Consider the following 25,549-nt stretch of genomic DNA (forward strand, 5'->3'; position numbering starts at 1 on the left):
CGATGTCGACGACTCCCACCCAGGAGCAGTACCGGCTCGACATCGGCGGCATGAGCTGCGCCTCGTGCGCCACCCGGATCGAGAAGAAGCTCAACAAGCTCGACGGTGTTCACGCCGCCGTGAACTACGCGACGGAGAAGGCGGTCGTGGACGTCACTGCCGGGCTCGATCCGCAACTGCTCGTGCAGGTCGTGGAGAAGACCGGCTACACCGCCGTCGTCCACGATCCCAAGGCCGGCCGCGACGCGTCGCTCGACGACACCGGTCTGCATTCGGCGCGATCGATCCGGCGACGGCTCATCGTGTCGGCCGCACTCACCGTCCCCGTCCTGCTCGTGTCGATGATCCCGGCGCTGCAGTTCGACTACTGGCAATGGGTGATGCTCGTCCTCGCCACTCCCGTGGTGGCGTGGGGCGCCTACCCCTTCCACTGGTCGGCCGTGGTCAACGCCCGTCACGGCGCGGCGACCATGGACACGCTCATCAGCATCGGCGTCACGGCGGCCTACGCATGGTCGCTGTGGGCGATGCTGTTCGGTCACGCCGGCGACCCGGCCATGCGGATGCACTGGACCTGGATCAGCCAGGGCAGCGGCATGGACGAGATCTACCTCGAGGTCGCCTCGGCCGTCACGGTGTTCATCCTGGCCGGCAAGTACCTCGAGGCGAACGCCAAGGCCCGGTCGAGTGCTGCGCTGCGGGCCCTCATGGATCTGGGCGCCAAGCAGGTGACCGTGCTGCGTGACGGACGCGAGGAGCGGATCGACGTCGACCTGCTCGGCGTCGGTGACCGATTCGTGGTGCGCCCGGGCGAGAAGATCGCCACCGACGGCCTCGTGGTCGAGGGTCGCAGCGCCGTCGACGAGTCGATGCTGACCGGCGAGTCGGTGCCGGTGGAGGTCGAGCCGGGACGCCAGGTCACCGGCGCGACCGTCAACCGGTCCGGACGTCTCATCGTCGAAGCGACCGCGGTCGGCGGCGACACCCAGCTGGCGCAGATGGCCCGACTCGTGGAGGAGGCGCAGGAGGGCAAGGCCGACGTACAGCGGCTCGCCGACCGTGTGTCCGCCTGGTTCGTGCCGGCCGTCCTCGTGCTCGCGCTGGGCACGCTGCTCGTGTGGTTCGCGGTCGCCGGAGTCTCGGCGACCGCCTTCGCGGCGGCGATCGCCGTGCTCATCATCGCGTGCCCGTGCGCGCTCGGGCTGGCGACGCCGACGGCGCTGATGGTCGGCACCGGCCGGGGCGCGCAGCTGGGCATCCTCATCCGCGGCCCGCAGGTCCTGGAGTCGACGCGGCGGATCGACACTGTCGTGCTCGACAAGACCGGCACCGTGACCACAGGGGCCATGACGGTCGTGTCCGTCGACGCGCTCGGCGACGAGACGCAGCTGCGCAGCCTGGCCGCCTCGGTGGAAAACGCCTCGGAGCATCCGGTCGCCCAAGCCATCGCCGGGCTCGCCGCACCGCGTCCCGTGGTCGACTTCGAGAACCACGAGGGCTTCGGCGTGAGCGGGGTCGTGGACGGGCGCCGCGTCGTCGTCGGGCGGCCGGCCTGGGTCGCCGAGCAGCTCGGCGTCAGCATCGACGTTCCGGACACGGTCGGCACCACGGTGGCGGTCGCCGCCGACGGCGCGGTGCTGGGGACGCTGACGGTGGCCGACACGATCAAGCCGACGTCTCGTGACGCCGTCGCGCAGTTGCGCCGCCTGGGCTTGGAGCCGGTCCTCCTGACCGGCGACAACCGGCGGGTGGCGGAGTCGGTGGCGGCGGAGGTCGGTATCGACCGCGTCGTGGCCGAGGTGACGCCTGCCGACAAGCTCGACGTGGTGCAGTCATTGCAGCGCGAGGGACGTGTCGTGGCGATGGTGGGCGACGGCATCAACGACGCCGCCGCGCTCGCCGGCGCCGACCTCGGGGTCGCGATGGGCACGGGCACGGACGTCGCGATGGCAGCCTCGGACCTGACACTGGTCCGCGGCGATCTCGCCACCGCGGTCGACGCAGTGCGGCTCGCCCGAGCGACGTTGCGGACGATCAAGGGCAATCTGTTCTGGGCGTTCGCCTACAACGTCGCCGCCATCCCGCTCGCGGCGCTCGGGTTCCTCAACCCGCTCGTGGCGGGAGCAGCGATGGCGCTCAGCTCGCTCTTCGTCGTGAGCAACTCGCTGCGCCTTCGCCGGTTCGGCTGATCCGAACGCCAGCGCTACCGTCATCGCGGGACGGGCCCTTGACCGCTGGTTAGGCTCATCACATGGAACCGGGCGTCGTGGAGATCACAGGGACCCTCGAGATCGAGGGAGAGTCGAGCTTCGATCCGGCGGCGGTCGCCACCGTCAAACTCGCTGATTCCGACGGTGAGGTTCTGGCCGCGACGGCCTTCCAGGCGACCGAGGTTCCGGTGTCGTTCGCGCTCACCGTGGACGCGGCGGCCGTACCGCGGCCCGATCGACTCTTCCTCTGGGCGCTGGTCCGGGTCGGCAAGGACGGGTGGGGCACGTTGGAGCTCGCTCGGGTCAGCGAGGACCACACCGTTCTCGCCCTCAGCCGGATCCCTGCGGCCTGACCAGCGCGCTGGGGTGGAACGGCTGTCCTAGGCTCGTGGTGTGAGTCGTGACCGCGAGATGTCGCCTGAGAACGCGGGCTTCGCGACCACCGACGCGACGGCTAGGTGGTCGAGTAGCGACCGAGGAACGAGGGAGCGTATCGAGACCAGCCCACGCAACGTGGTCTCGACCCGCCCGCTCGCAGAGCTCGCCGGCTACTCGACCGCCTATGGCGTGACGGCACCGCAGATCCTCTACTCGGGCACGGGTGAGTCGTGAGGCCCGGTCCTGGCACCCGGGTCACCCATCTCGACCCGGCCGAGGTGCGTAACGTCGACGCCGGCCCGGTCCTGGGGAGGATCGCCGGCGTGCTGCGTCCGTACCGCGGCAAGATCGCCGCGGTGGCGTCGCTCGTCGTCCTCGCCGCAGTGCTCACCTCGCTCGTGCCCTTTCTCACCCGGGCGGTCTTCGACGACGCTCTGTTCCCCGCCGACGACACCGGTCCGCACCTGACTCTGCTGGCCTGGCTGGTGGCGGCGATGTGTGCGCTGCCTCTCATCACCGCGCTACTCGGCATCGGTCAGAACTGGCTCACTTCCACCATCGGCAACTCCGCGATGGCGGACCTGCGCAGCGACCTGTTCGCGCACCTGCAGAAGATGGAGCTGGCGTTCTTCACCGCGACGAAGACCGGTGCGATCCAGTCGCGGCTGGCGAATGACGTCGCGGGCGTCCGAACCGTGCTCACCGACACGGCGACCTCGATCCTGCAGAACTCGGTCACTGTCACCGCCGCGTTCATCTCGATGGTGATCCTGTCGTGGGAGCTGACGATCCTCACGCTGATCCTGATGCCGTTGTTCATCTGGCTGCAGCTCAAGGTGGGACGACGGCGCCAAGTGCTCGCGCGCAAGACTCAGGAGTCGTTGTCGGAGATGACGGCGATCACCGAGGAGGCGCTGAGCGTCTCGGGGATCCTGCTGTCGAAGGTGTTCAGCCGCGGGGACGCGGAGGTGCAGCGGTATCGCGAGGCGAACCGACAGCAGACCCGCCTGCAGGTTCAGCAGGCGATGACCGGTCGCACGTTCTTCGCCACCGTGCAGACGTTCTTTGCGATCACGCCGGCCCTGATCTATTTGGCCGCTGGCCTGATGATCGCCGGCGGGACCGGTGGCCTCACGGCCGGGACGCTGGTCGCCTTCACGACCGTGCAGGCGCGGCTGCAGATGCCGTTGCTGTCGCTCATGCGGGTGACCCTCGACGTGCAGACGTCGCTGGCGCTGTTCCGGCGGATCTTCGAGTACCTCGACCTCACCCCCGCGATCGTCGATCGTCCCGACGCCCGACCGCTGTCCGACGTCGAGGGGCGCATCGAGTTCCGCGACGTGTGGTTCCGCTACCCCGAACCCCGCAGGCTCTCCGGCGACACGGTGGGCGATCGGTTCGGCGACAGCGGCGTGCGCATCGACCGTCCGGTCGACGGCGAGGACGACGAGCGGCACGAACAGTGGGCTCTCGCCGGCGTGAGCTTCACGGTGGAGCCCGGGCAGCTCGCGGCGATCGTCGGTCCCTCGGGCTCCGGCAAGACCACGACGACCTACCTCGTTCCGCGCTTCTATGACGTCACCCGCGGGGCGGTGCTGGTGGACGGCCACGACGTCCGTGAGGTCACGCAGGCGTCATTGACCGCCGTGATCGGCATGGTCACCCAGGAGCCGTACCTGTTCCACGGCACGATCCGCGACAACATCGCCTACGCCAAACCCGACGCCAGCGCCGAGGAGATCGAACAGGCCGCTCGCGACGCCAACATCCACGACCGCATCCTGTCGTTCCCCGATGGCTACGAGACCATCACCGGTGAGCGCGGCTACCGCCTTTCCGGCGGTGAGAAGCAGCGCCTCGCCATCGCCCGCGTACTGCTGATGGACCCGCAGATCCTCATCCTCGACGAGGCGACCTCGGCCCTGGACACGGAGACGGAGCGGCTCGTTCAGGAAGCGTTGGACCGCGCCACCCACAACCGCACCACGATCGCGATCGCGCACCGGCTCTCGACCATTCACAATGCCGATGTGATCTTCGGCCTCGAGGACGGCGTGATCGTGGAGCGCGGCACGCACGCCGAACTGCTGGAGGCCGAAGGGCTTTACGCCCGGCTGTACCGCGAGCAGTTCACCCGCCGCTCGGCCCCGGTGCGCTAGCTCCGGCCACGACCGTTCCGGACTCGATGATCTCCGCCATCACGCCGCCGGCTTTGAGGAGCGCGAGAGTGCGCTGGGTGATGTCGCGAATCCTGGCGTCGAGAGCGTCGAGCGACGCGTCGATCTCCTCGAGCTCGCGGATGGCGCCGATCGCGTGCTGCACGTCGGGAATCCGGTACCCGGCTTCTCGGAGGGCCGCGACGATCCTCGCCTCGCGCACGACCGCCACCGCGTAGCGCCGCGCCGACCCCGACGCCGTCGTGACGCGGTGCGGCCGGACCAGATCGCACTTCTCCCAGAAGCGCAGCGTGGAGGGGCGCACGTCGAGGGCGGCGGCGAGCTCGGTGATGGTCAGCGCGTCCTCCGTGGTGGCGGGAGCCTCGTTGCCGGCTTCGTCGCTGATGGCCTGCAACGCCCTCCGCGCAGCGAGCGCCCGATCGCGTTCGGCGTCGAGCAGCGCATGGAAGGAACGCACGAGGGCTACCGCGTCATCGGGCTCGAGACGGCGGATATCCCGCATCGCCCGACGCGCGGGTACGGGACCGATCGCGTGGGCGAGCTCTCGGTAGGCCCGCAGGTCGCGGACGTGGAGTTGAGTGAAACGGCGGTAGCCGTTGCTCGCGCGGACGGCGGGTCCGATCACACCGATCGCTTCGAGGTCGCGGATCTGTTGCACCGAGTATCCGGTCTCGGCGGAGACCGAGGCCGTGCTCAGCCCTGCACTCACGGGCTCGGCCACATCACAACCCTCCATCAATACTTCAATCTCACACTTCAAGTATGACGATCGAACAGATTCGTGCCGCGGCCCGTGCGCTCGACGGCGTCCTCGAACTCGCACCCCAACCCGTCGACGCGTTTCCGGAGCTGGCCTGGGGTGACTACTTCTTCTACTTCGCACCGGATGGGGAACTCCCGGAGCGCGAGCAACCATTCGCGACCATCGTGACGAAGGACTACCCCGACGACACCGCGTCGCGACTCGACGGGGAGGGCCGCTGGCGCCTCAACGTGCACGTCGGGCGGGCACGGCTCACCGAGCTCGTCGGCCAAGAGCCCGGCGACGACTCGGCGCGGACGGACTTCGGCACCGTCGACGTCCTGCTTCCCCATCCGGTCTATCGGGCCCAGGGCTGGGTCGCGATCGTCAACTCGGGACCCCGGACGTCCGAGATCGCGCTGGCCTTGGTTCAAGAGGCGCACGCCGCCGCGCAACGTCGCGCCGAGCGCCGTCGCGGCGACACCAGCGGGTCGGTCTGACCGTGGTCGCGATGACGCGAGGGCGGCGCGAGGCGTCCGCGCGGGGCTAGGCTGCAGTCATGAGCGACGAGGTGACCTATCTGCTGGTCGACGGCGAGAACATCGACGCGACACTCGGCCAGTCGATCTTCGGTCGCCGGCCGCAGCCGCAGGAGCGACCGCGCTGGGACCGGCTGATCCGGTTCGCGGAGGACCACTGGGGTCAGCCGGTCAAGAGCCTGTTCTTCCTCGCGGTCAACGGCGAACTGCCGATGCCGTTCGTGCAGGCCCTGACCTCGCTCGGATACCGGCCGGTGCCGCTGTCGGGCGGGCCGGACGACAAGGTCGTCGACATCGCCATCCAGCGCACGCTCGAGGCCATCGCGCAGCGCAGTGACCACGTCATGCTGGCGAGCAACGACGGCGACTTCCTGCCGCAGATCGACACACTCGTGCACGGCCGGCGCCGGGTCGGCGTCATCGGGTTCGACGAGTTCCGCAACGGCGGGTTCGCGGCCCTCAAACAGCGCGGCCTGGAACTGATCGACCTCGAGTACGACGTCGAGGCGTTCAACGTCGAGCTGCCGAGGCTGCGGATCATCCCGATCGACGAGTTCGACCCGCTCGACTTCCTCTGACGTCGCCATGCGACCGCTGCGCTACTTCATCAACGTCACGCTCGACGGCTGTGTCGACCATCGCGCGGTCACTCCCGACCTCGACACCCATCGGCACGCGATGGAGACCATCGCCCGGGCCGACGCCCTGCTGTTCGGTCGCGTGACCTACGAGATGATGCAGGACGCGTGGCGACCTCCCGCCTCCGAGGCGATGCCCGAGTGGACGCAGCCCTTCGCCCGGACGATGCACCGCGCGAGGAAGTACGTGCTGTCGAGCACTCTGGACGAGGTCGATTGGAATGCAGAACTCCTGCGCGGCGACCTCACCGAAGCCGTCCAGCGACTCAAGGATCCACCCGGCGAGGGTCTGCTGGCCTGCGGGGTGACGTTCCCCCGCCGCCTCGCCGAGCTCGGTCTGATCGACGAGTACGAGTTCCTGGTGCATCCGAACGTCGCCGGCCACGGCCCCCGACTATTCGAGGGCGTGGCGCATCCGCTCGAGCTGGACCTCGCGCATCGCGACGAACTCCCGTCCGGCGCGGTGCTGCTGCGGTATGTGCCGAAGCGGTAGCGGGGTCTAGAGCGCGAGGCCGACGTACTTGGTTTCGAGGTACTCCTCGATGCCCTCTTCGCCGCCCTCGCGGCCGAAGCCCGAGGCCTTGACGCCGCCGAACGGTGCCGACGGGTTGGAGACGATGCCCTGGTTGACCCCGACCATGCCGGTCTCCAGCCGCTCCGCGACCGTCATCGCGCGCGACAGGTTCTCGGAGAAAAGGTAGGCGACGAGACCGAACTCGGTGGCGTTGGCCATCGCGATGGCCTCCTCGTCGTCGGTGAACGTGAACACCGGGGCGACCGGACCGAAGATCTCCTCGCGCCAGAGATCGGCCTCCTTCGGGACCTCGGTCAGCACCGTCGGCGGGTAGAACCATCCGGTGCCCTCGGGCACCTCACCGCCGGCGAGCACCTCCGCGCCCTTGGCCTTCGCGTCGTCGACGAGGCTCGCGACCTTGGTGCGCTGCTTCTCCTCGACCAGGGGCCCGACGTCGACGCCGTCCTCGGTGCCGTCGCCGACCTTGAGGGCGTTCATCCGCTCGGCGAGCCGACGGCTGAACTCGTCGGCCACCGACTCGTGGACGAGGAAGCGGTTCGCGGCCGTGCACGCCTCACCGACGTTGCGCATCTTGGCGAGCATCGCACCGTCGACGGCCTTGTCCAGGTCGGCGTCCTCGAAGACCAGGAACGGCGCGTTGCCGCCGAGCTCCATCGAGACGCGCAAGACGCCGTCGGCGCTCTGCTCGATGAGCTTGCGACCGACCTCGGTGGAGCCCGTGAAGGTGAGCTTGCGAAGCCGCGGGTCGCGGATGATCGGCTCCATGACCTTGCTCGTGCTCGACGTGGTGACGACGTTGAGCACGCCGGCGGGCAGTCCTGCCTCGGCCAGGACGTCGGCGAGCCACAGCATGGTCAGCGGCGTGAGCCCTGCCGGCTTGACGACCATCGTGCAGCCGGCCGCGACCGCCGGGCCGATCTTGCGGGTGCCCATCGCGAGTGGGAAGTTCCAGGGCGTGATCATGAGGCAGGGCCCGACCGGCTGCTTCATCGTCAGCAGCCGGGTCGCGCCGTTCGGCGCGACCGAGTATCGGCCGGCGATGCGCACCGCCTCTTCGGAGAACCAGCGGAAGAACTCCGCACCGTAGGCGATCTCCGCCTTGCTCTCCGACAGCGGCTTGCCCATCTCGAGCGTCATGAGGAGGGCGAGTTCGTCCGTCCGCTCGGTGATGATGTCGAACGCCCGCCGCAGGATCTCGCCGCGATCGCGCGGCGCGGTCGCGGCCCAGTCGGGTTGCGCGGCGACCGCGGCATCGAGAGCCGCTTTGCCGTCGGCGACGGACGCATCCGCCACCGAAGCGAGGACGTCACCGGTGGCGGGGTTCTCGACCGGGAACGTCGCGGCGCCCTCGGCGTCGCGCCACTCCCCGGCGATGAAGAGCTGGGTGGGCGTGGAAGGCAGTGCAGCAGTCACACCGCCCACTCTAGGTCGCCCTCAGGCGGTGCGCCGTCCCCATGCGGGTGACACGCGAGCCGCCATGCCCCGTGCACGTCATTGACAGTCCAGTCGGCCTGTGAAACGGTGACGGTCGTCATCACGAGTCATCGAGGAGTCACCATGGCTTTCAGCGGGACGACCGTCCGTTACGAGGCGCGCGACCATCGCGCCTACATCACGCTCAACCGCCCCGAGCGCCTGAACGCGATCACCGCCGAGATGGCGAGGGAGATCGCCGCCGCCGTGGAGGAGGCGAACGCCGACGACGCGGTGCGCGTCATCGTGCTGCAGGGAGAGGGGCGCTCGTTCTGCTCCGGCTACGACCTCAAGGTCTACGCCGAGGAGGGCCTCGACCATCAGGGACAGGTGTGGGATCCCATCAAGGACTTCCGCATGATGAAGTCGAATACGGATCACTTCTTCACCCTGTGGCGGTCCGCCAAGCCCACGATCGCCAAGGTCCAGGGGCACGCCGTCGCCGGGGGCAGCGACATCGCACTCTCCTGCGATCTGGTCGTCATGGCTGAGGACGCCCGCATCGGGTACATGCCTGCCCGCGTCTGGGGCTGCCCCACCACGGCCATGTGGGTCTACCGGCTCGGCGCCGAGCGGGCCAAGCGCATGCTGTTGACCGGCGACACCATCGACGGCGTTCAGGCGAAGGAATGGGGACTGGTGATCGACGCCGTCCCCGCCGACGAGCTGGATGACGCGGTCGAGGCCCTGGTCGACCGCATGGCCGGCGTGCCGATCAACCAGCTCGTCATGCAGAAGATGATGATCAACCAAGCGTTCGACAACATGGGCCTGCAGAGCACGCAGAACATGGCGATCCTGTTCGACGGCATCACCCGCCACTCCCCCGAGGGACGCTGGTTCGTCGACTTCGCGCAGGAACACGGGTTCGGCGCGGCCGTCCGCTGGCGCGACACCGGCCGGTTCATCCCCGACGGCGGCGGACCGATCCCCGATCCCGCGGACGTCGCCGCGATGAACGGCGAGCTCGATGCGGAGGCCGCGCGATGAGCGCCCTCGCCACGTCGTGGTGGTCGGCCGACGCCAGCGAGCCGATCCTGCCGCTCACCGTCGGACAGCTCCTGCGGGACGCAGCAGCCGATGCGGCCGACACGACGGCGTTGATCTCGGTCGCCCCCGAGCGCCCGGCGCAGACGTGGTCATACGCCGAGTTGCTCGCGGACGCCGAGCACGCGGCCGCATGGCTGCTCGAGCGGTACGAGCCCGGCGAGCACATCGCGGTCTGGGCTCCCAACGTTCCCGAGTGGATCGTCCTCCAGTACGGTGCCGCGCTGGCCGGCCTCGTCCTCGTCACCGCGAACCCGGCGTTGCGCGGCGCCGAACTGCAGTACGCGCTGGAGCGCTCCCATGCCGCCGGGGTGTTCTACGTCGAGAGTTTCCGCGGCACCGACATGGCGTCGATCGTGCGGAGCGTGCTGCCGGAGGCGCCGGAGGTCCGTGAGGCGACGCCGCTCGAGGGCTGGTTGGACGCGATCCGATCGACGACTCGCCACCGCGCACTTCCCACCGTCGATCCGGAAAGCCCCACCCAGATCCAGTTCACCTCCGGCACCACCGGGCGGCCGAAGGCCGCGGTCCTCAAGCACGCGGCCATGGTGAACAACGCCATCTACGTGCGTCGGCGCTGCGGAGCGCCCGAGGGCTCGGTCTTCGGGACCGCGCTCCCGCTGTTCCACACCGCCGGTTGCGGGCTCGCGGGGATGGGCACCTTCTACCAACGGGGCACGTTCGTCCTTGCCGAGGTCTTCGACCCGACATTGGTGCTGCGCTCGATCGAGGAGCATCGCGTTCAGACGCTCGCAGGCGTTCCGGCGATGCTGCACGCGATGCTCGCCCACCCCCAGCTGGCCGAGTTCGATCTGAGTTCGCTGGACGTCGTCATGTCCGGCGGGGATGCCGTGCCGCCCGCGCTCGCCGACGGCTGGGCGGAGCTCTGCGGAGCCGCGTTCACGGCGGTGTACGGACAGACCGAGCTGAGCCCGATCATCTGTCAGACGCGGCCCGACGACGCCCGCGACGACAACCTCTTCACCGCGGGCCAGCCCCTGCCGAACGTCGACGTGGCGATTCTCGATCCGCAGTCCGGGGAGGCGCTGCCCATCGACCATGAGGGCGAGATCTGCGCTCGCGGCTACCAGACCATGCTCGGCTATCTCGACATGCCTGAGGAGACCGCGCGGACGATCGACGCCGAGGGATGGCTGCATACCGGCGACCTCGGACGGATGGATGCGCGCGGATTCGTGACCGTCACCGGCCGCATCAAGGACCTCATCATCCGCGGAGGCGAGAACATCTATCCGCGCGAGATCGAGGAGGAGCTGCTGCAGCACCCGGCCGTCACCGGGGCCGTCGTCGTCGGTGTCCAGGACCCTGCGTGGGGCGAATCGGTGGCGGCGGTGGTTCAGCTGGATCCCGAGCAGCCGTCACCGACCAGCGAGGAGCTGCACGACTTCGTGCGCGAGCGCCTCGCACCGCACAAGACGCCCAAGTCCTGGTACGTCGCGGACGCCTTGCCCACCAACGCCATGGGGAAGCTGCAGAAGTTCCGGGTGAGGGATCAGATCATCGCCGGCGACCTCGCACCTCTGTGACCGCGCGGCTGAGGGGCCCGGTCACGCTGGGCCCCTCAGCGGTCGCGGGTGTCGGCGGCGATGACAGTAACGTGAGCGGCGTGACCCGCCTGACTCGCAAGGAACAGCTCGCGCGGACGCGCGAGCGGCTCCTCGACGCCACCATGGAGTGTCTCGTCGTCCACGGGTACGCCGGCACCACGACGCAGCGCATCCAGGACGCGGCGGGGGTGTCGCGCGGGGCGCTGCTCCATCACTTCGGCTCGAAGTCCGAACTCCTCGTCGCCGCCATCCACCACATCGCCGCCATCCGGCTCGAGACCTTCACGCGTGAGGTCGCCGACCTCGACGACAGCCCCGAAGCGCTGCGGCGCATGGTCGACGCGATTCGCGAGATCATGGCCGGTCCGCCGTTCCAGGCCGCGCTCGAGCTCTGGGCTGCGTCCCGCACCGACGAGCAGTTGCGCGAGGCGCTGCTTCCGGCAGAACGCCGACTCGGCGCCGCGCTGCGTGAGCTGTTCGCCCGACACGCGGGCATCGCCGATCCGGCCGCGGCATCACTCGCCTTCGAATCACTGATGGCGCTCGTTCGCGGCCTCGAGCTGACCCGCAACATGCGCGCGGACAGTGCGGTCGCGGACCGCGTGATCGACGACTGGTTCCGGCGCGTGGAGGCTCTGCGCGCCTGACGACGGAGCGGTGCCGGCGTCAATCGGCTGGGTCGACCTCGCGACGATCACGGCGGATCTCCAGCACGCGGGAGACCACGAACCACACCACCACGATGAGCACCGCGAGGATGACGAGCCGCTGGAACCAGTCCGCATAGGGCTCGATCCGGTGCCACTGCTCACCGAGCGAGTAGCCCGCGAGCACGAAGATCGAGTTCCAGATCAGGCTGCCGATCGTGGTGAGGACGAAGAACAGCCAGAACCGCATCTGCTCGACGCCTGCCGGCAACGAGATGAGGCTGCGGAAGATCGGCACCATCCGCCCGAAGAACACCGCCTTGGCGCCGTGCTTGGCGAACCACTGCTCGGTCTTCTCCAGATCGCTCAGCTTGAGCAGCGGTGTGTGCACGAACACCCACGCGGTGCGGTCGCGGCCGAACAGCCGCCCGAGCCAGTAGAGGATGCAGGCGCCGATCACCGAGCCGGCGGTCGTCGCGAACAGGGCGCCGGCCAAGGAGAAGGTGCCGAGGCTCGCGGCGAACCCGGCCATCGGGAGTACGATCTCGCTGGGGATGGGCGGGAACAGGTTGTCCAGGCCCACTGCGATGGCGGCACCCACGAGGCCGAGGCGCTCCATGAGATCGACCATGAATCCGGCCAGGCCGTCGATGTCCTGACTGGAGGTGGCGTCCGAAGCCGCGGCCAGTACGTGGGTGGCGATCACGTCGGCGAGCATAACGGGCGCGGCCGAGCCGCTCGCCATGCCGAGAATGGAGTCATGACCAGCGCACCTCGCCGCATCGCGGTGGCCGGTACGTCCGGCGCGGGCAAGACGACGCTCGCCGGCCGGATCGCAGCCCTGCTCGGGCTGCCGCACACCGAGATCGACGCCCTTCACCACGGTCCCGGATGGGAGCCGCGGCCGCAGTTCCTCGACGACGTGCGCGCCATGGTCGCGCAGGATTCCTGGGTCACGGAGTGGCAGTACAGCGCGGCGCGTCCGCTTATCGCCGAGCGGGCCGAGCTCCTCGTCTGGCTCGACCTGCCGGTCCCCCAGCAGATGAGCCGACTGGTGCGCCGCACTTTACGGCGGCGGTGGCGACGCGAGGAACTGTGGAACGGCAACGTCGAACCTCCGCTGCGCACGTTCCTCACCGACCGCGACCACGTGATCCGCTGGGGATGGCGCACGCGGCACCGGCTGCGCGAGCAGGTGCCCGCGACGCTCGCCGCTCACCCGAGCGTGCGGCTCGTGCAGCTGCGCTCACAGCGCGACGTAGAGCGCTGGCTCGCGTCCCTCTGATTGCAAAGAGCTCTTTGCAAAGCTATCTTTGCAAACATGCGCGCGCACGTCGTCAGTGATCTCGAAACGCTCAAGGCCCTGGCCCATCCCTTGCGGGTGACCGTGCTCGGTGAGTTGCGCAAGCACGGTCCGGCGACCGCCAGCGAGCTCGCTCGCGCGATCGGCGAGTCGAGCGGTTCCCTCTCCTACCACCTCCGCCAGCTCGAGCGGTACGGATTCGTCGTCGACGACGCCTCGCGGGATGGACGCGAACGCCGGTGGCGAGCCGCTCACGACGTCACGTCGCTGCCCGAGGCGTTGCAGGAGACCCCGGAGGGCCGGGCCGCCGTCGGCGTCATCAAGAACGTGCAACAGGAGCACCTCGCTCGACAGTTGGCCGCCGCCGAGCAGAACCCGGGCGGGCCGTTCGAGCACTCCGACTATTTTCTCCGCCTGGACCCGGCCGACGTCGAGCAGCTGATGGGCGAGCTGCACGAGGTCGTCGTCCGGTACGCCGACCGCACTGGTTCCCACGAGATCGCCGTGCATCTCATGGCCCTTCCCGCGGAGGAGTCGTGAGCCTGCGGGCGCGCTTCCTCACGATCCTGGCGCTGCGCTGGCTGGCCACAGGACTGATCATCCCGGTCTCCCTGCTGCTGCCGTTGTCGCGCGGACTGTCGGTCGCCGAGATCGGTCTGGTGACTGCCGCGCAGGGCGTCGTGGTGCTCGTGCTCGAGATCCCCAGCGGCGCGCTCAGCGACAGTTGGGGGCGGCGGCAGGTCCTCATCGTCTCGGCACTCGTCGCCGTGACGGCCTACGTCATCGCGATCAGCGCGCAGGACGTCCTCGCCTTCGCGGCGTCATGGGCGGTGATGGGGGTCTTCCGAGCGCTCGACAGCGGTCCGCTCGAAGCATGGTTCGTCGACGCGGAACGGGCGCGCGGTGCGGCCGACGAGGTTCCCCGCGGGCTCGCCCACGCCGGCGCGGTCATGGGTGTCGCGATCGCCGCGGGCTCGCTGGCCTCCGGCGGCTTGGTGTTCGTCGCCGACGAGTCGGACGTCGCGCTCGCCGTGCCGTACGTCGCCGCCATGGTGGTCACCCTCGCGCAGATCGTGGCGGCGCTCGTGTTGATGGACCGGGTTCCGTCCACCGATCGGCCCGACCAGAAGGGTTGGGCTCGCACCCTCGCCGAGGGCGTCGGCTTGGTGTCCGGGCCCGCGCTGCGGTGGTTCGCCATCGCCATGATGTTCAGCGGGATCGGCGTCAGCGCCCTCGAGATGTGCCTGCCGGTGCGGCTCGACGAGTTCAGCGCCGACACCGCCGCTGCGGGCGTCGCGATGGGGCCCATCTCGGCGGTCGCGTGGGCGGTCGGCGGCGCGGGATCGGCTGAGGTCGCCCGCGTTCTGCGCCATCGTCCGGCCGCTTCCGTCGCGACCGCTCTCGTGGCGATGCAGGCCGTCGCGCTGCTGGGTATGGCGCTCGCCGGGACTCCACCGCTCCTCGTCGGCGCCTTCTGGGCCGCCTACGCGGTGCACCTGGGATTCGGCGCCTCCTTCAACTCGCTCGTGCACGACCGGGTCGACGACGCGCACCGGGCCACGGCGCTGTCGGTGACGTCGATGGCGTTCCTCGGCGCCGGCGCAGCCGGCGGCATCGGGCTCGGCGCCCTCTCCGACGCCGTCTCGCCCTCGGCGGCACTCGCCGCGGGAGCACTCGCCCTCACTGTCACCACCTGCCTCGTCGCCGTGGCCGGACGGCAACGCTCCGGGGCGACCCTGATCGCTCCCCCAGATCGCCCGTAAGACTCTGGAATCGCAGGTCTTTCGGCGAAACGGTAGGGGCATGCGCACCAGGACCAAAGGCGTCGTCGGCATCCTCGGACTCGGGTTCGTCACGGCTGCCGGCTTCGGCGCGTGGGCGGGCATCGCAGCGATGACCGCGCCCCTCGACACCATCGGCAAGGTCGAGTTCGACCGTCCGCTCGCCATCCCTCCGCTCGCCGCCTCGACCGTCGAGGACGGCACGCGGCGCTTCGACCTCACCCTGCAGACGGGGACCACCGACCTCGGCCGAGGGACCCCGACGCCGACGTGGGGCGTCAACGGCGATCTGCTGGGCCCGACCGTGCGGGCGCAGCGCGGTGAGCGAGTGGAGCTCCGGGTGGAGAACCGGCTGCCCGAGACCTCGACGCTCCACTGGCACGGCATGCATCTGCCGGCGGAGATGGACGGCGGGCCCCACCAACTGGTGGAACCCGGCGAGACGTGGACGCCGTCGTGGACGATCGATCAGCCGGCGGCGACGCTCTGGTACCACCCGCACCTGCACGGGTCGACCGCCGAGCACGTGTACCGCGGTGTCGCCGGCATGTTCCTCATCGACGATCCCGAGGAGGCGGCGCTGGACCTCCCCCGCGACTACGGCGTCGACGACCTTCCGCTGATCGTGCAGGACAAGTCGTTCGACGACGACGGAGAGCTCGACCTGTCGACGTCGCTGTTCGAATCCGCCGGGATCATCGGCGACACCGTCCTGGTCAACGGCACGCCCGGCCCCTACGCCGACGTCACGACCGAGGCGGTGCGGCTTCGCCTGCTCAACGGCGCGAACGCGCGCCCGTTCACCTTCACCTTCGACGACGGCCGGACGTTCGACCTCATCGCGACCGACGGCGGTCTGCTGCCGGCCCCCGTCCGGCTGACCTCACTTCAGCTCTCCCCCGGCGAGCGGGCCGAGGTCGTCGTACGGTTCTCACCGGGTGAGCGCGTGGTGCTGCGCAGTGAGAACAGTGACACCCGCACGACCTTCGCCGGCGGCCGCGACCGGTTGGACATCATGCAGTTCCGCGCAGCCGACCAGCTCGATCCTGCCCCCGCCGTTCCGGCGAAACTCGCCGAGGTACCGCGGCTCGACCCCAGCGACGCCGCGACCGAGCGCAGCTTCAGCCTGGCCGGCTCGACCATCAACGGACGACCGATGGACATGAGCCGCATCGACGAGGTGGTCACGGTCGGCGACACCGAGATCTGGACGGTCACGAACGCCGACGGCGGGTCCCACAACTTCCACGTCCACGACGTGCAGTTCCAGGTGCTCGACATCGACGGACGCGAACCGCCGCCGTGGCTCGGCGGTTGGAAGGACACGGTCTGGCTGCGGCACGGTGAGCGTGTGCGGCTGATCATGCGGTTCACCGACTACACGAGCACCGAATGGCCCTACATGTTCCACTGCCACACCCTGCGGCACGAGGACAGCGGCATGATGGGGCAGTTCGTGGTCGTGGAGCCCGGTGAGACGCCCGGACCGCTCGCCGGAGGGAGCCACGAGCACCACCACTGACCCGCCGGGCGGCCGCGGCTCGCCGGTCAGGACTTTTCGGGGACGCGCAGGACGACCACCGCGACGTCATCGCGCGTCGGGCCGCCGGAGTAGGTGACGACGTCCTGGAAGACCGCGTCGACGACGCTCCTGGCCGACTCGAGCGGGCGCCCTACGACGTCGCGCAGCCGGGCGTCGCCGTAGAAACCGGCGCCGTCGCGGCTCTCGGTGACACCATCGGTGAAGAGCACCAGCGCGTCGCCGGCGCGCAGTGCGACCCGTTCGTCGCGGAACTCGGGCGCGTCGAGCACGCCGACCAGCGGCCCCGGTCCCCCGACCTCATCGCGGTTCCGGTCCGGCCCGATGAGCAGCGGGCGCGGATGCCCGCCGCTGCTGATCGCCGCCGTCCACCCCTCGGGCCCGTGCTGCATCCGCACCATCACGAGCGTGCAGAACCGGTCCGTCTCGTGGTGCAGCAGCACCTCGTTGAGTGCCGACAGCGCCTTGCTGGGCTCGTGCATGCCGACCACCACCGCGCGGAGCGTGTCGCGGATCAGTGCCGTGAGGATGGCCGCCTCCACGCCCTTGCCGCACACGTCGCCGATGATCGCGACCCAGTCGCCCTCGGCGACCTGGAAGACGTCGTAGAAGTCCCCGCCGATCTCGAGCGTGTCCCCCGCCGGCTGGAAGGTCGCGGCGACGTCCAGCCCGGGAATGGCCGGTTCCTTGGGCGGGAGAAGCGTCCGCTGCAGGGTCTGCGCAAGCTCGCGCGCCTGGCGTTCCGAGGCCTCCGCCTGCTGGCGGGCGCGCAACAGCTCCCGTTCGTAGCCGCGCCGTTCGGTCGCGTCGAACAGGGCGATCCGGACCACGACGGGTTCGCCCGCGTCGTCGACCTCCAGGTTGGCGTTCACCAGGACCGGGATCCGTTGCCCGTCGGCGCGCACCACGTCGAGGGCGAGCTCGCGGACAGCGGCCTGCAAGCGCAGCATCGGCGCGTAGTGCGTCTCGTGGTAGAGCCGGCCGCCAGGGGTCAGCAGCTCGACGAACGACCGCCGCAGCAGCTCATCGCGTTCGTAGCCGGTCCACGTCAGGAACGTCTGATTGACCTTGACGATCCGCCCGTCCGGAGAGGTCGAGAGGTAACCGCACGGCGCGCGGTCGTAGAGCTTCTCCGGATCGTCGTCGAGGAGGGCGTCGAGGAACGCCTCCCGAGCGAACTCGTGTTGAGTCACCGGGCTATCGACGCTCCCTCGGTTTCAGCGGCCCGCACGAACGCCGCGAGGGCCGCCGTCGTCTCCTCCGGCGCGCTGAGGTTGGGGCAGTGCCCCGTCGCGTCGAGCAGGACGAAGGTGCTGTCGGGGATGCGATCGGCGACGAAGCGTCCGACCGCAACCGGCGCGATGACGTCGTTGCTGCACTGCAGCACGAGGGTCGGGGTGCGGACCAGAGCGAGGTCGGCGCGGTTGTCCGACAGGAAGGTGACGCGCGCGAACGCGCGCGCGATGTCAGGGTCGGTGCGGCAGAAGCTCTCGGTGAGCTCCTGTCCCAGCGCCGGCCGATCGGGGTTCCCCATGATGGTGGGCGCCATGGCGGCGGACCACCCGAGGTAGTTGCTGTCGAGCGAGTCGAGCAGTTCGTGGATGTCCTGCTCGGCGAACCCGCCCACGTACCCCTCGTCGTCGATGTAACGGGGCGAGGGGCCGACGAGCACGAGCTTGGCGAAGCGCTCGGGCACCATCCGCTCCGCGAGCACGCCGATCATGGCGGAGACCGAGTGCCCGACGAACACGACGTCGTGGAGGTCGAGCTCGGTGACGATGCGGACGATGTCCTCGGCGTAGGCGCTCAGCGACGCGTAACGGTCGAAGTCGTACGCGGAGGAGTCGGAGTTGCCTGCGCCCACGTGATCGAACAGCACCACCCGGAAGTCGTCCTCGAAGGCCGGCGCGACATGACGCCACATGTTCTGGTCGCAGCCGAACCCGTGGGCGAACATCATCGGCTGGCCGTCGCGACGGCCGCTGAGACGCAGGTGATGGCGCTGATGAAGGTCCACGGGCCCACCCTAGACGAGCACGGCACCGTGGTCGGCGCTCAGACCAGCGCGGCGAGCTCCTCCAGGTCGGCGAAGTCGCACCAGTGGCACTCCACGCCCAGATAGTCGGGGTTCATCGTCTCGAACAGGGCACCGGGCCGCTCACAGAGCGGGCAGCGTGCCGATTCACTCGCGGTCTCGTAGACCTCGACGGTGACCAATGCGTGAGCCATAAGAACCTCCTGTTTCCAGGCTAGGAGCCTCCACCGACAGATCGGGGAGGCGCGAAGGTGTGTTGCGGTCCCCTGCACGGTCCGAGAGCGCGAGTTAGCGTCGACGCATGACACGCGCACTCCTCGTGATGACCAGTCATGACGACCTCGGCGGGGTCCGCGACACGGGCTACTTCGTCGGCGAGGCCGCGCACCCGTGGAAGGTGTTCCGCGACGCCGGCTGGCAGGTCGACCTCGCGTCGATCGAGGGCGGAGAACCGCCGCAGGACGGCCGCGACGAGGACGACCCGATCCAGACGGAGTTCCTCGCCATGACCGCCGACGAGCTCGTCGACACGCCGAAGCTGTCGGACGTCGACCCCGCCGACTACGACGCCGTCTACTTCGTCGGCGGACACGGGGCGATGTGGGACTTCCCGACCTCGCCCGCGGTCGACGACATCGCCCGCGCGGTCTACCACGCGGGCGGTGTGGTCGCGGCCGTCTGCCACGGTCCGGCGGCTCTCGCGAACATCCGCCTCGAGGACGGCACCCCGCTCGCGTCGGGGAAGCGGGTCGCCGGCTTCGCCAACGACGAGGAGGCCGCGGTCGGTCTGACCGAGGCGGTGCCGTTCCTCCTCGCCGACAAGCTCGAGAGCATCGGCGCCACGCACGTGCCTGGCCCCAACTTCACCGAGAACGTCGTGGTGGACGGGCGACTGGTGACGGGGCAGAACCCGCAGTCGGCCGCGGGAGTCGCCCGCGAGACGCTGGCGGTCGTCGGGGGCTGAGTCCTCACTCGGAGATCTGCGAGGTGCAGACGCACACCTCGTTGCCCTCCGCGTCCGCGAGCACCCACCACGAGGGCGCGTACCGGTCGGTCACCAGCGTGCCGCCGGCCTGCAGCGCGGCGGCCACGCGACGCTCCGCATGGTCGACGGGGACGTAGACGTCGAGGTGTATCCGGTTGCGCTGCGGCCGCGGTTCGTCCATCTGCTGGAACCACACCGTCGGACCGGATCGGGCCGGGTCGACGAGGTCGTTCTCGTCGTCGGGATCGTCCTCGTAGGCGAGCACCGCTTTCCAGAAGGGCCGCAGCCGGTTCGCGTCCATGGCGTCGATGCCGATCGTGATCCACTGCGGCACGACGCCATCGGTCTCGAGTCCGAGGTCGTCGGCGATGCGGGTGATCTCGTCGGCGAGCGCGACGTCGCGCTCGGTGAGCCTGCCGACGTCGCGAGAGACGAGGCGGACGTGCACGGTGCGGGCGCGCAGATCGATGTCGGGATGGTGGCGGGCCGCATCGGCTGCCTCGCCCACCGCTTCGACCAGACGCGATCCCGTCGTGAAGCCGTCGGTGGCGAATCGCGCGTGAAGGACACGGTCCACCACCCGCCAGTGCCGTCCGTCCACCTGTTCCTCGACGACCGCAGGGTCGAGCGCTGCTCCGTCCATGGTCCGAGCGTCGCACGCCGTCCCCGGCAGCGCAGCGGTTCAGCGCGACAGGATGCGCTGGAAGAGGACGTGGTCCTGCCAGCGCCCGGCGATGTTGAGGTACTCGCGGGCGTAACCGATGCGCTCGAATCCGGCCCGCGCGAGCACCCGCTGCGAGCGCTCGTTCTCGGGCAGCGTCGCGGCCTGGAGCCGGTGCAGGCCGAGGCCGTCACGGGCATAGGCCGCGAGGTGCTCGACCGCCGTGCTCATGAGGCCGCGTCCCTGGTAGTTCGCGTCGGTCCAGTAACCGACATGGCCGTTGTCGAAGGCACCGCGGACGATGTCGTTGAGGTTGAGCCCGCCGACGATGCCATCCCGGTGTGCGAGCACGAGTGGAATGCGGCGGCCTTGGGCCATCGCGGTGAGCGCCTTCTCGATCGCGTCGAGCTGCCCTTCCTCTGTGTAGTGGGAGGGGTCGCGATCCGGCTCGTAGGGCGCCAGGTGTTCGCGGTTGCGCTCGGCGGCGTCGGCCAGGGCAGCGGCGTCGGTCGGTTCGACCACGCGCAGCACGACCCCGTCCTGGAGCGCGATGGGAAACACCATGCGGCGAGTGTAGGACGGGCACATCCGGGGCACCGCTGCCACATCCCGCGCCCCGTAGGTGGTCGAGTTGGCGGAGCTTGCGAGCCGTATCGAGCCGACGCGTCCGCCACGTCGTCTCGCTGCGTGGCGGCGCCGCCCTCACTGGCCGGCCGCAGTCAGTCGCGGCGGCGCTGGTGGCGGACGACGTCGTGGCGTCCGTCCAGATGTGAGACCTCGTCGTGCAGGCGGGCCATCGTGCGGTCGAGATGGTCGGCGACGATCGCCGCCTGCCGCAGCTCGTCGCGGAGCCCCGCCGGGATCTCGCCCTCGTACTTGTAGTAGATCTTGTGCTCGAGGCTGGCCCAGAAGTCCATCGCGATGGTGCGGATCTGCACCTCGACGTACACGAGCTCGGTGCGGTCGGACAGATAGACCGGCACCTGCACGATGAGGTGCAGGCTCTGGTAACCGTTCGGCTTGGGCTCGACGATGTAGTCCTTGACCTCCGCGACCGTCACGTCGGGCTGGCTGGTCAACATGTCGGCGATCCAGTACGCATCCGCGACGAACGAGCAGGTGATGCGCACTCCCGCGATATCGCGGATGCGCTCGCCGACCGAGTCCAGGTCGCGGGGGCAGTTGGTGCGCTCGATCTTCGCCAGCAGGCTGTCCATCGACTTCAGCCGCGTCCGCACGTGCTCGATCGGGCTGTACTCGTGGGTGTGCTCGAACTCCTCGCGGAGGATGTTGATCTTGGTCTCGAGCTGGTCCAGGGCGAACTGATACTTCAGCTGGAACGCGACGAGCCGCGTCTGCAGGTCCCGAAGCGCCGACCGCGCGTCCTCGGTGATCCGCTCGGGAAGGCCCCGCAGTGTCGGCAGCGTCTCCGGGAGCGCCTCGTACTGGGGTTCGGCCTCGTTCACGGTGTCCTTCTCTATCTGCAGGGCCGTCGGCCACCCCGACGGCGCCACGGCGAGCTTAGCGATGGTGCCCAACGCTCGGACTGCCGAAACCGGACTTTCTCATTACGGTCGTGAGATGGCCACGACGACACGCACTGGTTCCCAGCGGGCCCTCCCCTGGGCCGTCCTCGCCGCCTCCGTCGTTCAGGCGGCAGCCCCGATCGTGCCGTTCGCCGGCGCCGGTGAGACGCCCGCGGGCTCCGGTACCGACCTGCGGATCGTGCCGGCCGGCTACGCGTTCAGCATCTGGAGCCTCATCTACCTGCTCTCGATCGTCTACGCCGTCGTCGTGGTGACGAAGCGGACCACCGGGACGGCTGCGCCGGCGCGTCTGCAGCGCGACCTGCTCGGCGGCTACCTCGGCGCTGCGCTGTGGATCGCGGTGTCGGCTGCGGACATCAGCTGGGCCACGGCACTGGTGCTCGTGGTCATGACCGTGCTGCTCGTCGACGCCGTCCTCGTGGTCGCCCGGCCCGTGAGCGCGGACGACGGTCCGGGCTGGGTGACCGTGCTCGCGCGGGTGACGGTCGGGATCTACGCCGCCTGGGTCACGGTCGCGGTGTTCCTCAACCTGGCGTCGGCGGCCGCGACTTATCTCGACGCTGCGGACCCGAACGCCCTCGGTTGGCAGTTGGCGGTCCTCGTCGTCACGGCGCTGGTCGCGCTGGCGATCACCGCGAAGGTCGGCGCGAGCACGCCCACGTACGCGCTCACTCTGTTGTGGGCGTTCGTGGGCGTGCTCGTCACCGCATGGGGAGGGTCGACGGTCCTCGTCGCCCTCACCGTCGCGACGCTGGCCGCCGTCCTCGCGGTCCAGGCTTTCGCCCTGACCCGCCGCTGACCTGGAGGGCCGCTGCCCCCGCGACCGTGGCGATGACCACCGCCCCGGCCACCGCGAGCGTGCCCGCCCCTGACGTCTCGGCGGGCGTCTGGCTCGCCGGCGCGAGGTCGGGATCGAGCGTCGCGGCGGTCGCCACGAAGCGCGGCGCGGGCTCGGGGTCGTCGTCCGCGGACCCGGTCCACGCGTATCCCTCGCCGTTCTCGCACTCCTGCTCGCTGGGGAACAGCAGGGTGGTGCCGGGCGCCCCGGAGAGCCTCAGCTGGGCGGTGAACTGCGCGGTGTCGCCGTCGGCGATGCCCGGACCCGACCACCGGATGGTGCCGTCGTCGGCGGTCGCCATCCAACCGTCCGGAGCCCCGAACTCGTCGCCGACGATCTGGGCGCCCTCCGGCATCGAGACGGCGAGCGCCGTCGTCGGCGATCCGTCGCAGCCGTGGTCGAAGGAGAAGGTGACCGTGACGCTGCCGTCGCCTTCGGGTTCGACCGCGTCGACCAGCACGTGCGCAGACGCCGGCGCGGCGACGAGGGTGAGTGCGGCGCTCAGCGCGCCGATGATGACGAGTCGTCTCATGGGATCTCCACCTCTCCGCTGACGACCGGTGCTTCGAACTGGCTCAGACGCACCGACAACCGGAGCGTCCACGTTCCCGAGAGTGGGAAGTCGGCCGTGGCCTCGTACCTCCCCGGCCTGGTCGAGGACAACGGACGGTCGAACGGCCCGATGTCCGAGGCCTCGAGGGCCACCGACAGCTGCGGCGCCTCCTCGAGGTCGAGCGGCTGCCCGTCCGCGTCGGTGAGCGCGACCTCGACGGCGTTCACACCGCGCTCGCCCGGGGTCACCCGGATCTCGGCGGTCGCGTCCTCCCCCACGTCGAGCACGAGCGCCGTCGGTTCGGGTTCGTCCGCGGCTGCCGAAGGAGTCGACACCGGCGGCGCCGCCCCCACGAGAGCGCTCGTCAGCCCCACAACGACGGCCAGGAGCGCGGCTTCGGCCGCCAAGGTCCGCCGCAGGGTGCGCGCGGCGTCCTTGCTCTGCTCGACCCGCGGCACCAAGGTGCGCCGGTTCCAGCCGCCGATCGCCGCCACGATCACCGTCGCGGCGAGCTTGGCGAGCACCAGTCGGCCGTACGCCGTCTCCCACAGGCCCTCGATCGAGCCCGCGATCCGCCAGTACAAGGCGGCCGCCGTCAGGCCCAGCAGGAGGACCGCCCAGGCGGCGAGCGACGAGAACCGGCTCACCGTCTCGGCCGCATCGGTGGTTCGCGGGCGTGAGCGCAGCACGATCAACAGGCCGATGACGCCGCCGATCCAGGTCGCTGCTGCGGCGACGTGGAGGAGGTCGGCGGCGAGCACCAGCCAGAAAGGTCCGTAGCTGCGGGTGTGCCCGACGATGATGAGCGACCCGAGGGTCAACCCGATCGCGCCGCCCGTCAGCGGGGCGTGCCGCAGCCGAAGGGCGAACCAGCCGATCGCGACGCCGAGCGCCACCAGGCTGGCGGCCGCGACGGCCGGTCCGGACCGTGTGAACGCGGAGGCGGCCGCCGACAGCCCCTCTCCGGACTCCCACAGGGCGGTGAGCGGGACGAGGGCGATGGCCCCGACCACGGCCGCGAGACCGGCGATCAGCGTTCCGCGCAGGAGCCGACCGCGCAGCGCGTCGTCGCGCCGGGTGACCGGTGTCGCGAGGACCGCGACGAACACCGCGAGCCCGGCGAACAGCAACACCCCGGCGTACCGCACGAACTCGGCGATCCCCTTGAGCAGGGTCACCTCCCGCTCGGCCTGCACTACCGGCACGGTCACGACGTTCTCGCTGGGCGCGCCGACCGAGAACGTGATGCCGCCCGTGACCGGGTGGCTGTCGGCGGAGATCACGCGCCAGCTCAGCACGTAGGTGCCGTCGCCGAGTTCCTCGCCGGGGGTGATCTCCAGCGCGTCATCGCGGACCACGAACTCGGCGTCGACGGGGTCACCTTGCGCGTCGAACAACTGATTCCCAGCCGCGGCAAGCGAGACCGGCTCGTCGAAGCGCGCGGTGATCGTCTCCGGCGCGGTCGCCACGACCTGGCCGTCGGCCGGGTCGGTCTCCACGAGGTTCGCGTGGGCCTGCACCGGTGCGGGGGTGAGCACCAGGAACAGCCACGCGACCAGCCCGGCGAGGAGTCCTCGCCGGGCCAGCTGCGCGGTCACGAGGAGCGCCGCGTCCGGACGAGTGCGGTGCCGCCGGCGGCGAGGCCGAGCGCGCCGAGCACGACTCCGATCCAGCCCGCGACGCCGGAGGTGTCGGAGCCGTCCTCCGGGTCAGCGGCGGCGTCGTCCGCGGACTCACCGCCGTGGCCGTCGCCTTCGGAGGCGGTCAGCTCGATGAACGGAGCCGGGCTGTCGGGTTCCGGCTCGCCGTCCTCGTACGTCTGAATCCAGGCGTTCTCGCCTTCCTCGCAGCTCTGGATGACGGGGAAGACGAGCTTGTCGCCCTCCTCCCCCGGCAGCTGCAGCGACAGGGCGAGGGTGTCGCGAAGACCGTCGGGGACGGGGCTCTTGGCGGTGTAGACGACCTGGTCCACGCGCTCGGTGTACTGGCCGCCGTGGCCGTCGTCGACGGGCTCGTCGAGCGTCTCCATGACCTTCTCCACGTCCCAGTTGGGGTTGATCGTGGGGGTCACGGTGACGATCTCGTCGGGGATGTCGATCGCGACCTGGGTCGTGGGCGACTCGCCGCATCCGTGTCCGAAGGCGAACGTGAGGACCGAGTACGAGCCCGCCGCCGTCGTGGACGGCGTGACCGTCACGTGCGCGGACGCGGCGCCCGCTCCGGCGACGAGGAGGGCGAGGGTGGTGCCGCCGACGAGGGCAGCACGGGAACGAAGGGTACGCATGAGAATCCTTGCTGAGGTGAGGCCTGCGCGGGCAGGCGGAACGTCGGTCCGAGGACCGGTGGGACGGA

The 25,549-nt window shown here is 70.0% G+C and carries 28 protein-coding genes; 16 read left to right on the top strand and 12 right to left on the bottom strand.

Annotated elements, in window-relative coordinates:
* Positions 1-2: 2 nt before the first annotated feature.
* The 4 genes from EHW97_RS03705 (at position 3) to EHW97_RS03720 (ending at position 4,747) form a co-directional block, all read left to right on the top strand.
* Complete coding sequence (locus EHW97_RS03705) at positions 3-2,189, top strand: heavy metal translocating P-type ATPase (protein ID WP_124235813.1); 2,187 nt, start codon at positions 3-5, stop codon at positions 2,187-2,189.
* Positions 2,190-2,251: 62 nt separating this feature from the next.
* On the top strand, positions 2,252-2,563 hold the full coding sequence (locus tag EHW97_RS03710) for a YbaY family lipoprotein (protein ID WP_124235814.1): 312 nt from the start codon (positions 2,252-2,254) through the stop codon (positions 2,561-2,563).
* Positions 2,564-2,603: 40 nt separating this feature from the next.
* Positions 2,604-2,822 (top strand): hypothetical protein, encoded by a 219-nt coding sequence (locus EHW97_RS03715; RefSeq protein WP_124235815.1) that lies wholly within the window; start codon positions 2,604-2,606, stop codon positions 2,820-2,822.
* Complete coding sequence (locus EHW97_RS03720) at positions 2,819-4,747, top strand: ABC transporter ATP-binding protein (protein ID WP_124235816.1); 1,929 nt, start codon at positions 2,819-2,821, stop codon at positions 4,745-4,747. The genes EHW97_RS03715 and EHW97_RS03720 overlap by 4 nt, the downstream gene beginning before the upstream one ends.
* Here EHW97_RS03720 and EHW97_RS03725 read toward each other — a convergent pair.
* Positions 4,719-5,486, bottom strand: a complete 768-nt coding sequence (locus tag EHW97_RS03725; RefSeq protein ID WP_208001858.1) for a MerR family transcriptional regulator — start codon at positions 5,484-5,486, stop codon at positions 4,719-4,721. The two genes, EHW97_RS03720 and EHW97_RS03725, sit on opposite strands and share 29 nt — an antisense overlap.
* A 41-nt stretch (positions 5,487-5,527) precedes the next feature.
* On the opposite strand from EHW97_RS03725, the gene EHW97_RS03730 reads away from it, so the two are divergent.
* The 3 genes from EHW97_RS03730 to EHW97_RS03740 are packed head-to-tail and all read left to right on the top strand — an operon-like array spanning position 5,528 to position 7,177.
* On the top strand, positions 5,528-6,007 hold the full coding sequence (locus EHW97_RS03730) for a DUF6194 family protein (protein ID WP_124235818.1): 480 nt from the start codon (positions 5,528-5,530) through the stop codon (positions 6,005-6,007).
* Positions 6,008-6,066: 59 nt separating this feature from the next.
* Positions 6,067-6,624, top strand: coding sequence for an NYN domain-containing protein (locus EHW97_RS03735; RefSeq protein WP_124235819.1), 558 nt, complete (start codon positions 6,067-6,069; stop codon positions 6,622-6,624).
* 7 nt (positions 6,625-6,631) lie between these two features.
* A complete protein-coding gene (locus tag EHW97_RS03740) occupies positions 6,632-7,177 on the top strand; it encodes a dihydrofolate reductase family protein (RefSeq protein WP_124235820.1) in 546 nt (181 codons plus the stop codon).
* A 6-nt stretch (positions 7,178-7,183) separates the two neighbouring features.
* Here EHW97_RS03740 and EHW97_RS03745 read toward each other — a convergent pair whose 3' ends face one another.
* Positions 7,184-8,632, bottom strand: coding sequence for an NAD-dependent succinate-semialdehyde dehydrogenase (locus EHW97_RS03745; RefSeq protein ID WP_124235821.1), 1,449 nt, complete (start codon positions 8,630-8,632; stop codon positions 7,184-7,186).
* A 144-nt stretch (positions 8,633-8,776) separates the two neighbouring features.
* Between EHW97_RS03745 and EHW97_RS03750 the strand changes: the two genes are divergently transcribed.
* The 3 genes from EHW97_RS03750 to EHW97_RS03760 all read left to right on the top strand — a co-directional run bounded on the left by EHW97_RS03750 (position 8,777) and on the right by EHW97_RS03760 (position 11,954).
* On the top strand, positions 8,777-9,682 hold the full coding sequence (locus EHW97_RS03750; RefSeq protein WP_124235822.1) for a crotonase/enoyl-CoA hydratase family protein: 906 nt from the start codon (positions 8,777-8,779) through the stop codon (positions 9,680-9,682).
* On the top strand, positions 9,679-11,286 hold the full coding sequence (locus tag EHW97_RS03755) for a class I adenylate-forming enzyme family protein (RefSeq protein ID WP_124235823.1): 1,608 nt from the start codon (positions 9,679-9,681) through the stop codon (positions 11,284-11,286). Before EHW97_RS03750 ends, EHW97_RS03755 begins: the two co-directional genes overlap by 4 nt.
* 80 nt (positions 11,287-11,366) lie before the next feature.
* The gene (locus EHW97_RS03760; protein ID WP_208001860.1) at positions 11,367-11,954 is read left to right on the top strand and encodes a TetR/AcrR family transcriptional regulator; all 588 of its coding nucleotides are present in this window, start codon (positions 11,367-11,369) and stop codon (positions 11,952-11,954) included.
* 19 nt (positions 11,955-11,973) lie between these two features.
* Here EHW97_RS03760 and EHW97_RS03765 read toward each other — a convergent pair whose 3' ends face one another.
* Positions 11,974-12,660 (bottom strand): DedA family protein, encoded by a 687-nt coding sequence (locus tag EHW97_RS03765; RefSeq protein ID WP_243696291.1) that lies wholly within the window; start codon positions 12,658-12,660, stop codon positions 11,974-11,976.
* Positions 12,661-12,714: 54 nt separating this feature from the next.
* On the opposite strand from EHW97_RS03765, the gene EHW97_RS03770 reads away from it, so the two are divergent.
* From EHW97_RS03770 to EHW97_RS03785, 4 genes are read left to right on the top strand one after another with little or no spacing between them, the layout of a single operon-like run.
* Positions 12,715-13,239 (top strand): P-loop NTPase family protein, encoded by a 525-nt coding sequence (locus tag EHW97_RS03770; protein ID WP_124235824.1) that lies wholly within the window; start codon positions 12,715-12,717, stop codon positions 13,237-13,239.
* Positions 13,240-13,275: 36 nt separating this feature from the next.
* Positions 13,276-13,797, top strand: a complete 522-nt coding sequence (locus EHW97_RS03775) for an ArsR/SmtB family transcription factor (protein WP_124235825.1) — start codon at positions 13,276-13,278, stop codon at positions 13,795-13,797.
* Positions 13,794-15,020: an MFS transporter gene (locus EHW97_RS03780; RefSeq protein ID WP_166367377.1), complete on the top strand. Its 1,227-nt coding sequence runs from the start codon at positions 13,794-13,796 to the stop codon at positions 15,018-15,020. The genes EHW97_RS03775 and EHW97_RS03780 overlap by 4 nt, the downstream gene beginning before the upstream one ends.
* Before the next feature lie 40 nt (positions 15,021-15,060).
* The gene (locus tag EHW97_RS03785) at positions 15,061-16,560 is read left to right on the top strand and encodes a multicopper oxidase family protein (protein WP_124235827.1); all 1,500 of its coding nucleotides are present in this window, start codon (positions 15,061-15,063) and stop codon (positions 16,558-16,560) included.
* Between the two features lie 26 nt (positions 16,561-16,586).
* Here EHW97_RS03785 and EHW97_RS03790 read toward each other — a convergent pair whose 3' ends face one another.
* Genes EHW97_RS03790 through EHW97_RS15250 form a run of 3 tightly spaced genes read right to left on the bottom strand, consistent with a single transcriptional unit; the run spans position 16,587 to position 18,807 of the window.
* The gene (locus EHW97_RS03790; protein WP_124235828.1) at positions 16,587-17,771 is read right to left on the bottom strand and encodes a PP2C family protein-serine/threonine phosphatase; all 1,185 of its coding nucleotides are present in this window, start codon (positions 17,769-17,771) and stop codon (positions 16,587-16,589) included.
* The gene (locus tag EHW97_RS03795; protein ID WP_243696292.1) at positions 17,768-18,595 is read right to left on the bottom strand and encodes an alpha/beta fold hydrolase; all 828 of its coding nucleotides are present in this window, start codon (positions 18,593-18,595) and stop codon (positions 17,768-17,770) included. Before EHW97_RS03795 ends, EHW97_RS03790 begins: the two co-directional genes overlap by 4 nt.
* A gap of 38 nt (positions 18,596-18,633) precedes the next feature.
* Positions 18,634-18,807 carry a hypothetical protein gene (locus EHW97_RS15250; protein ID WP_166367378.1) on the bottom strand — a complete coding sequence of 58 codons (174 nt, stop codon included), beginning with the start codon at positions 18,805-18,807 and terminating at the stop codon, positions 18,634-18,636.
* Positions 18,808-18,914: 107 nt separating this feature from the next.
* Here EHW97_RS15250 and EHW97_RS03800 point away from each other — a divergent pair, with 107 nt between their 5' ends.
* Entirely contained in the window at positions 18,915-19,577 is a 663-nt protein-coding gene (locus tag EHW97_RS03800; protein WP_124235829.1) for a type 1 glutamine amidotransferase domain-containing protein, read from the top strand.
* Between the two features lie 4 nt (positions 19,578-19,581).
* On the opposite strand, the gene EHW97_RS03805 is transcribed toward EHW97_RS03800, so the two are convergent.
* From EHW97_RS03805 to EHW97_RS03815, 3 genes are all read right to left on the bottom strand, one after another.
* Entirely contained in the window at positions 19,582-20,241 is a 660-nt protein-coding gene (locus EHW97_RS03805; protein WP_124235830.1) for a VOC family protein, read from the bottom strand.
* 39 nt (positions 20,242-20,280) lie between these two features.
* On the bottom strand, positions 20,281-20,823 hold the full coding sequence (locus EHW97_RS03810; RefSeq protein ID WP_124235831.1) for a GNAT family N-acetyltransferase: 543 nt from the start codon (positions 20,821-20,823) through the stop codon (positions 20,281-20,283).
* Positions 20,824-20,978: 155 nt separating this feature from the next.
* Positions 20,979-21,797, bottom strand: coding sequence for a GTP pyrophosphokinase (locus EHW97_RS03815; RefSeq protein WP_243696293.1), 819 nt, complete (start codon positions 21,795-21,797; stop codon positions 20,979-20,981).
* A 43-nt stretch (positions 21,798-21,840) separates the two neighbouring features.
* Between EHW97_RS03815 and EHW97_RS03820 the strand changes: the two genes are divergently transcribed.
* Positions 21,841-22,605, top strand: a complete 765-nt coding sequence (locus tag EHW97_RS03820; RefSeq protein WP_124235832.1) for an MFS transporter — start codon at positions 21,841-21,843, stop codon at positions 22,603-22,605.
* On the opposite strand, the gene EHW97_RS03825 is transcribed toward EHW97_RS03820, so the two are convergent.
* The 3 genes from EHW97_RS03825 to EHW97_RS03835 are packed head-to-tail and all read right to left on the bottom strand — an operon-like array spanning position 22,544 to position 25,481.
* Positions 22,544-23,176 (bottom strand): DUF1775 domain-containing protein, encoded by a 633-nt coding sequence (locus EHW97_RS03825; RefSeq protein WP_124235833.1) that lies wholly within the window; start codon positions 23,174-23,176, stop codon positions 22,544-22,546. The two genes, EHW97_RS03820 and EHW97_RS03825, sit on opposite strands and share 62 nt — an antisense overlap.
* Positions 23,173-24,795 carry a copper resistance CopC/CopD family protein gene (locus EHW97_RS03830; protein WP_124235834.1) on the bottom strand — a complete coding sequence of 541 codons (1,623 nt, stop codon included), beginning with the start codon at positions 24,793-24,795 and terminating at the stop codon, positions 23,173-23,175. Before EHW97_RS03830 ends, EHW97_RS03825 begins: the two co-directional genes overlap by 4 nt.
* Positions 24,792-25,481: a YcnI family copper-binding membrane protein gene (locus tag EHW97_RS03835; protein ID WP_124235835.1), complete on the bottom strand. Its 690-nt coding sequence runs from the start codon at positions 25,479-25,481 to the stop codon at positions 24,792-24,794. Before EHW97_RS03835 ends, EHW97_RS03830 begins: the two co-directional genes overlap by 4 nt.
* Positions 25,482-25,549: the final 68 nt, after the last annotated feature.

Source organism: Aeromicrobium camelliae, assembly GCF_003850045.1.
Lineage (GTDB): Bacteria > Actinomycetota > Actinomycetes > Propionibacteriales > Nocardioidaceae > Aeromicrobium > Aeromicrobium camelliae.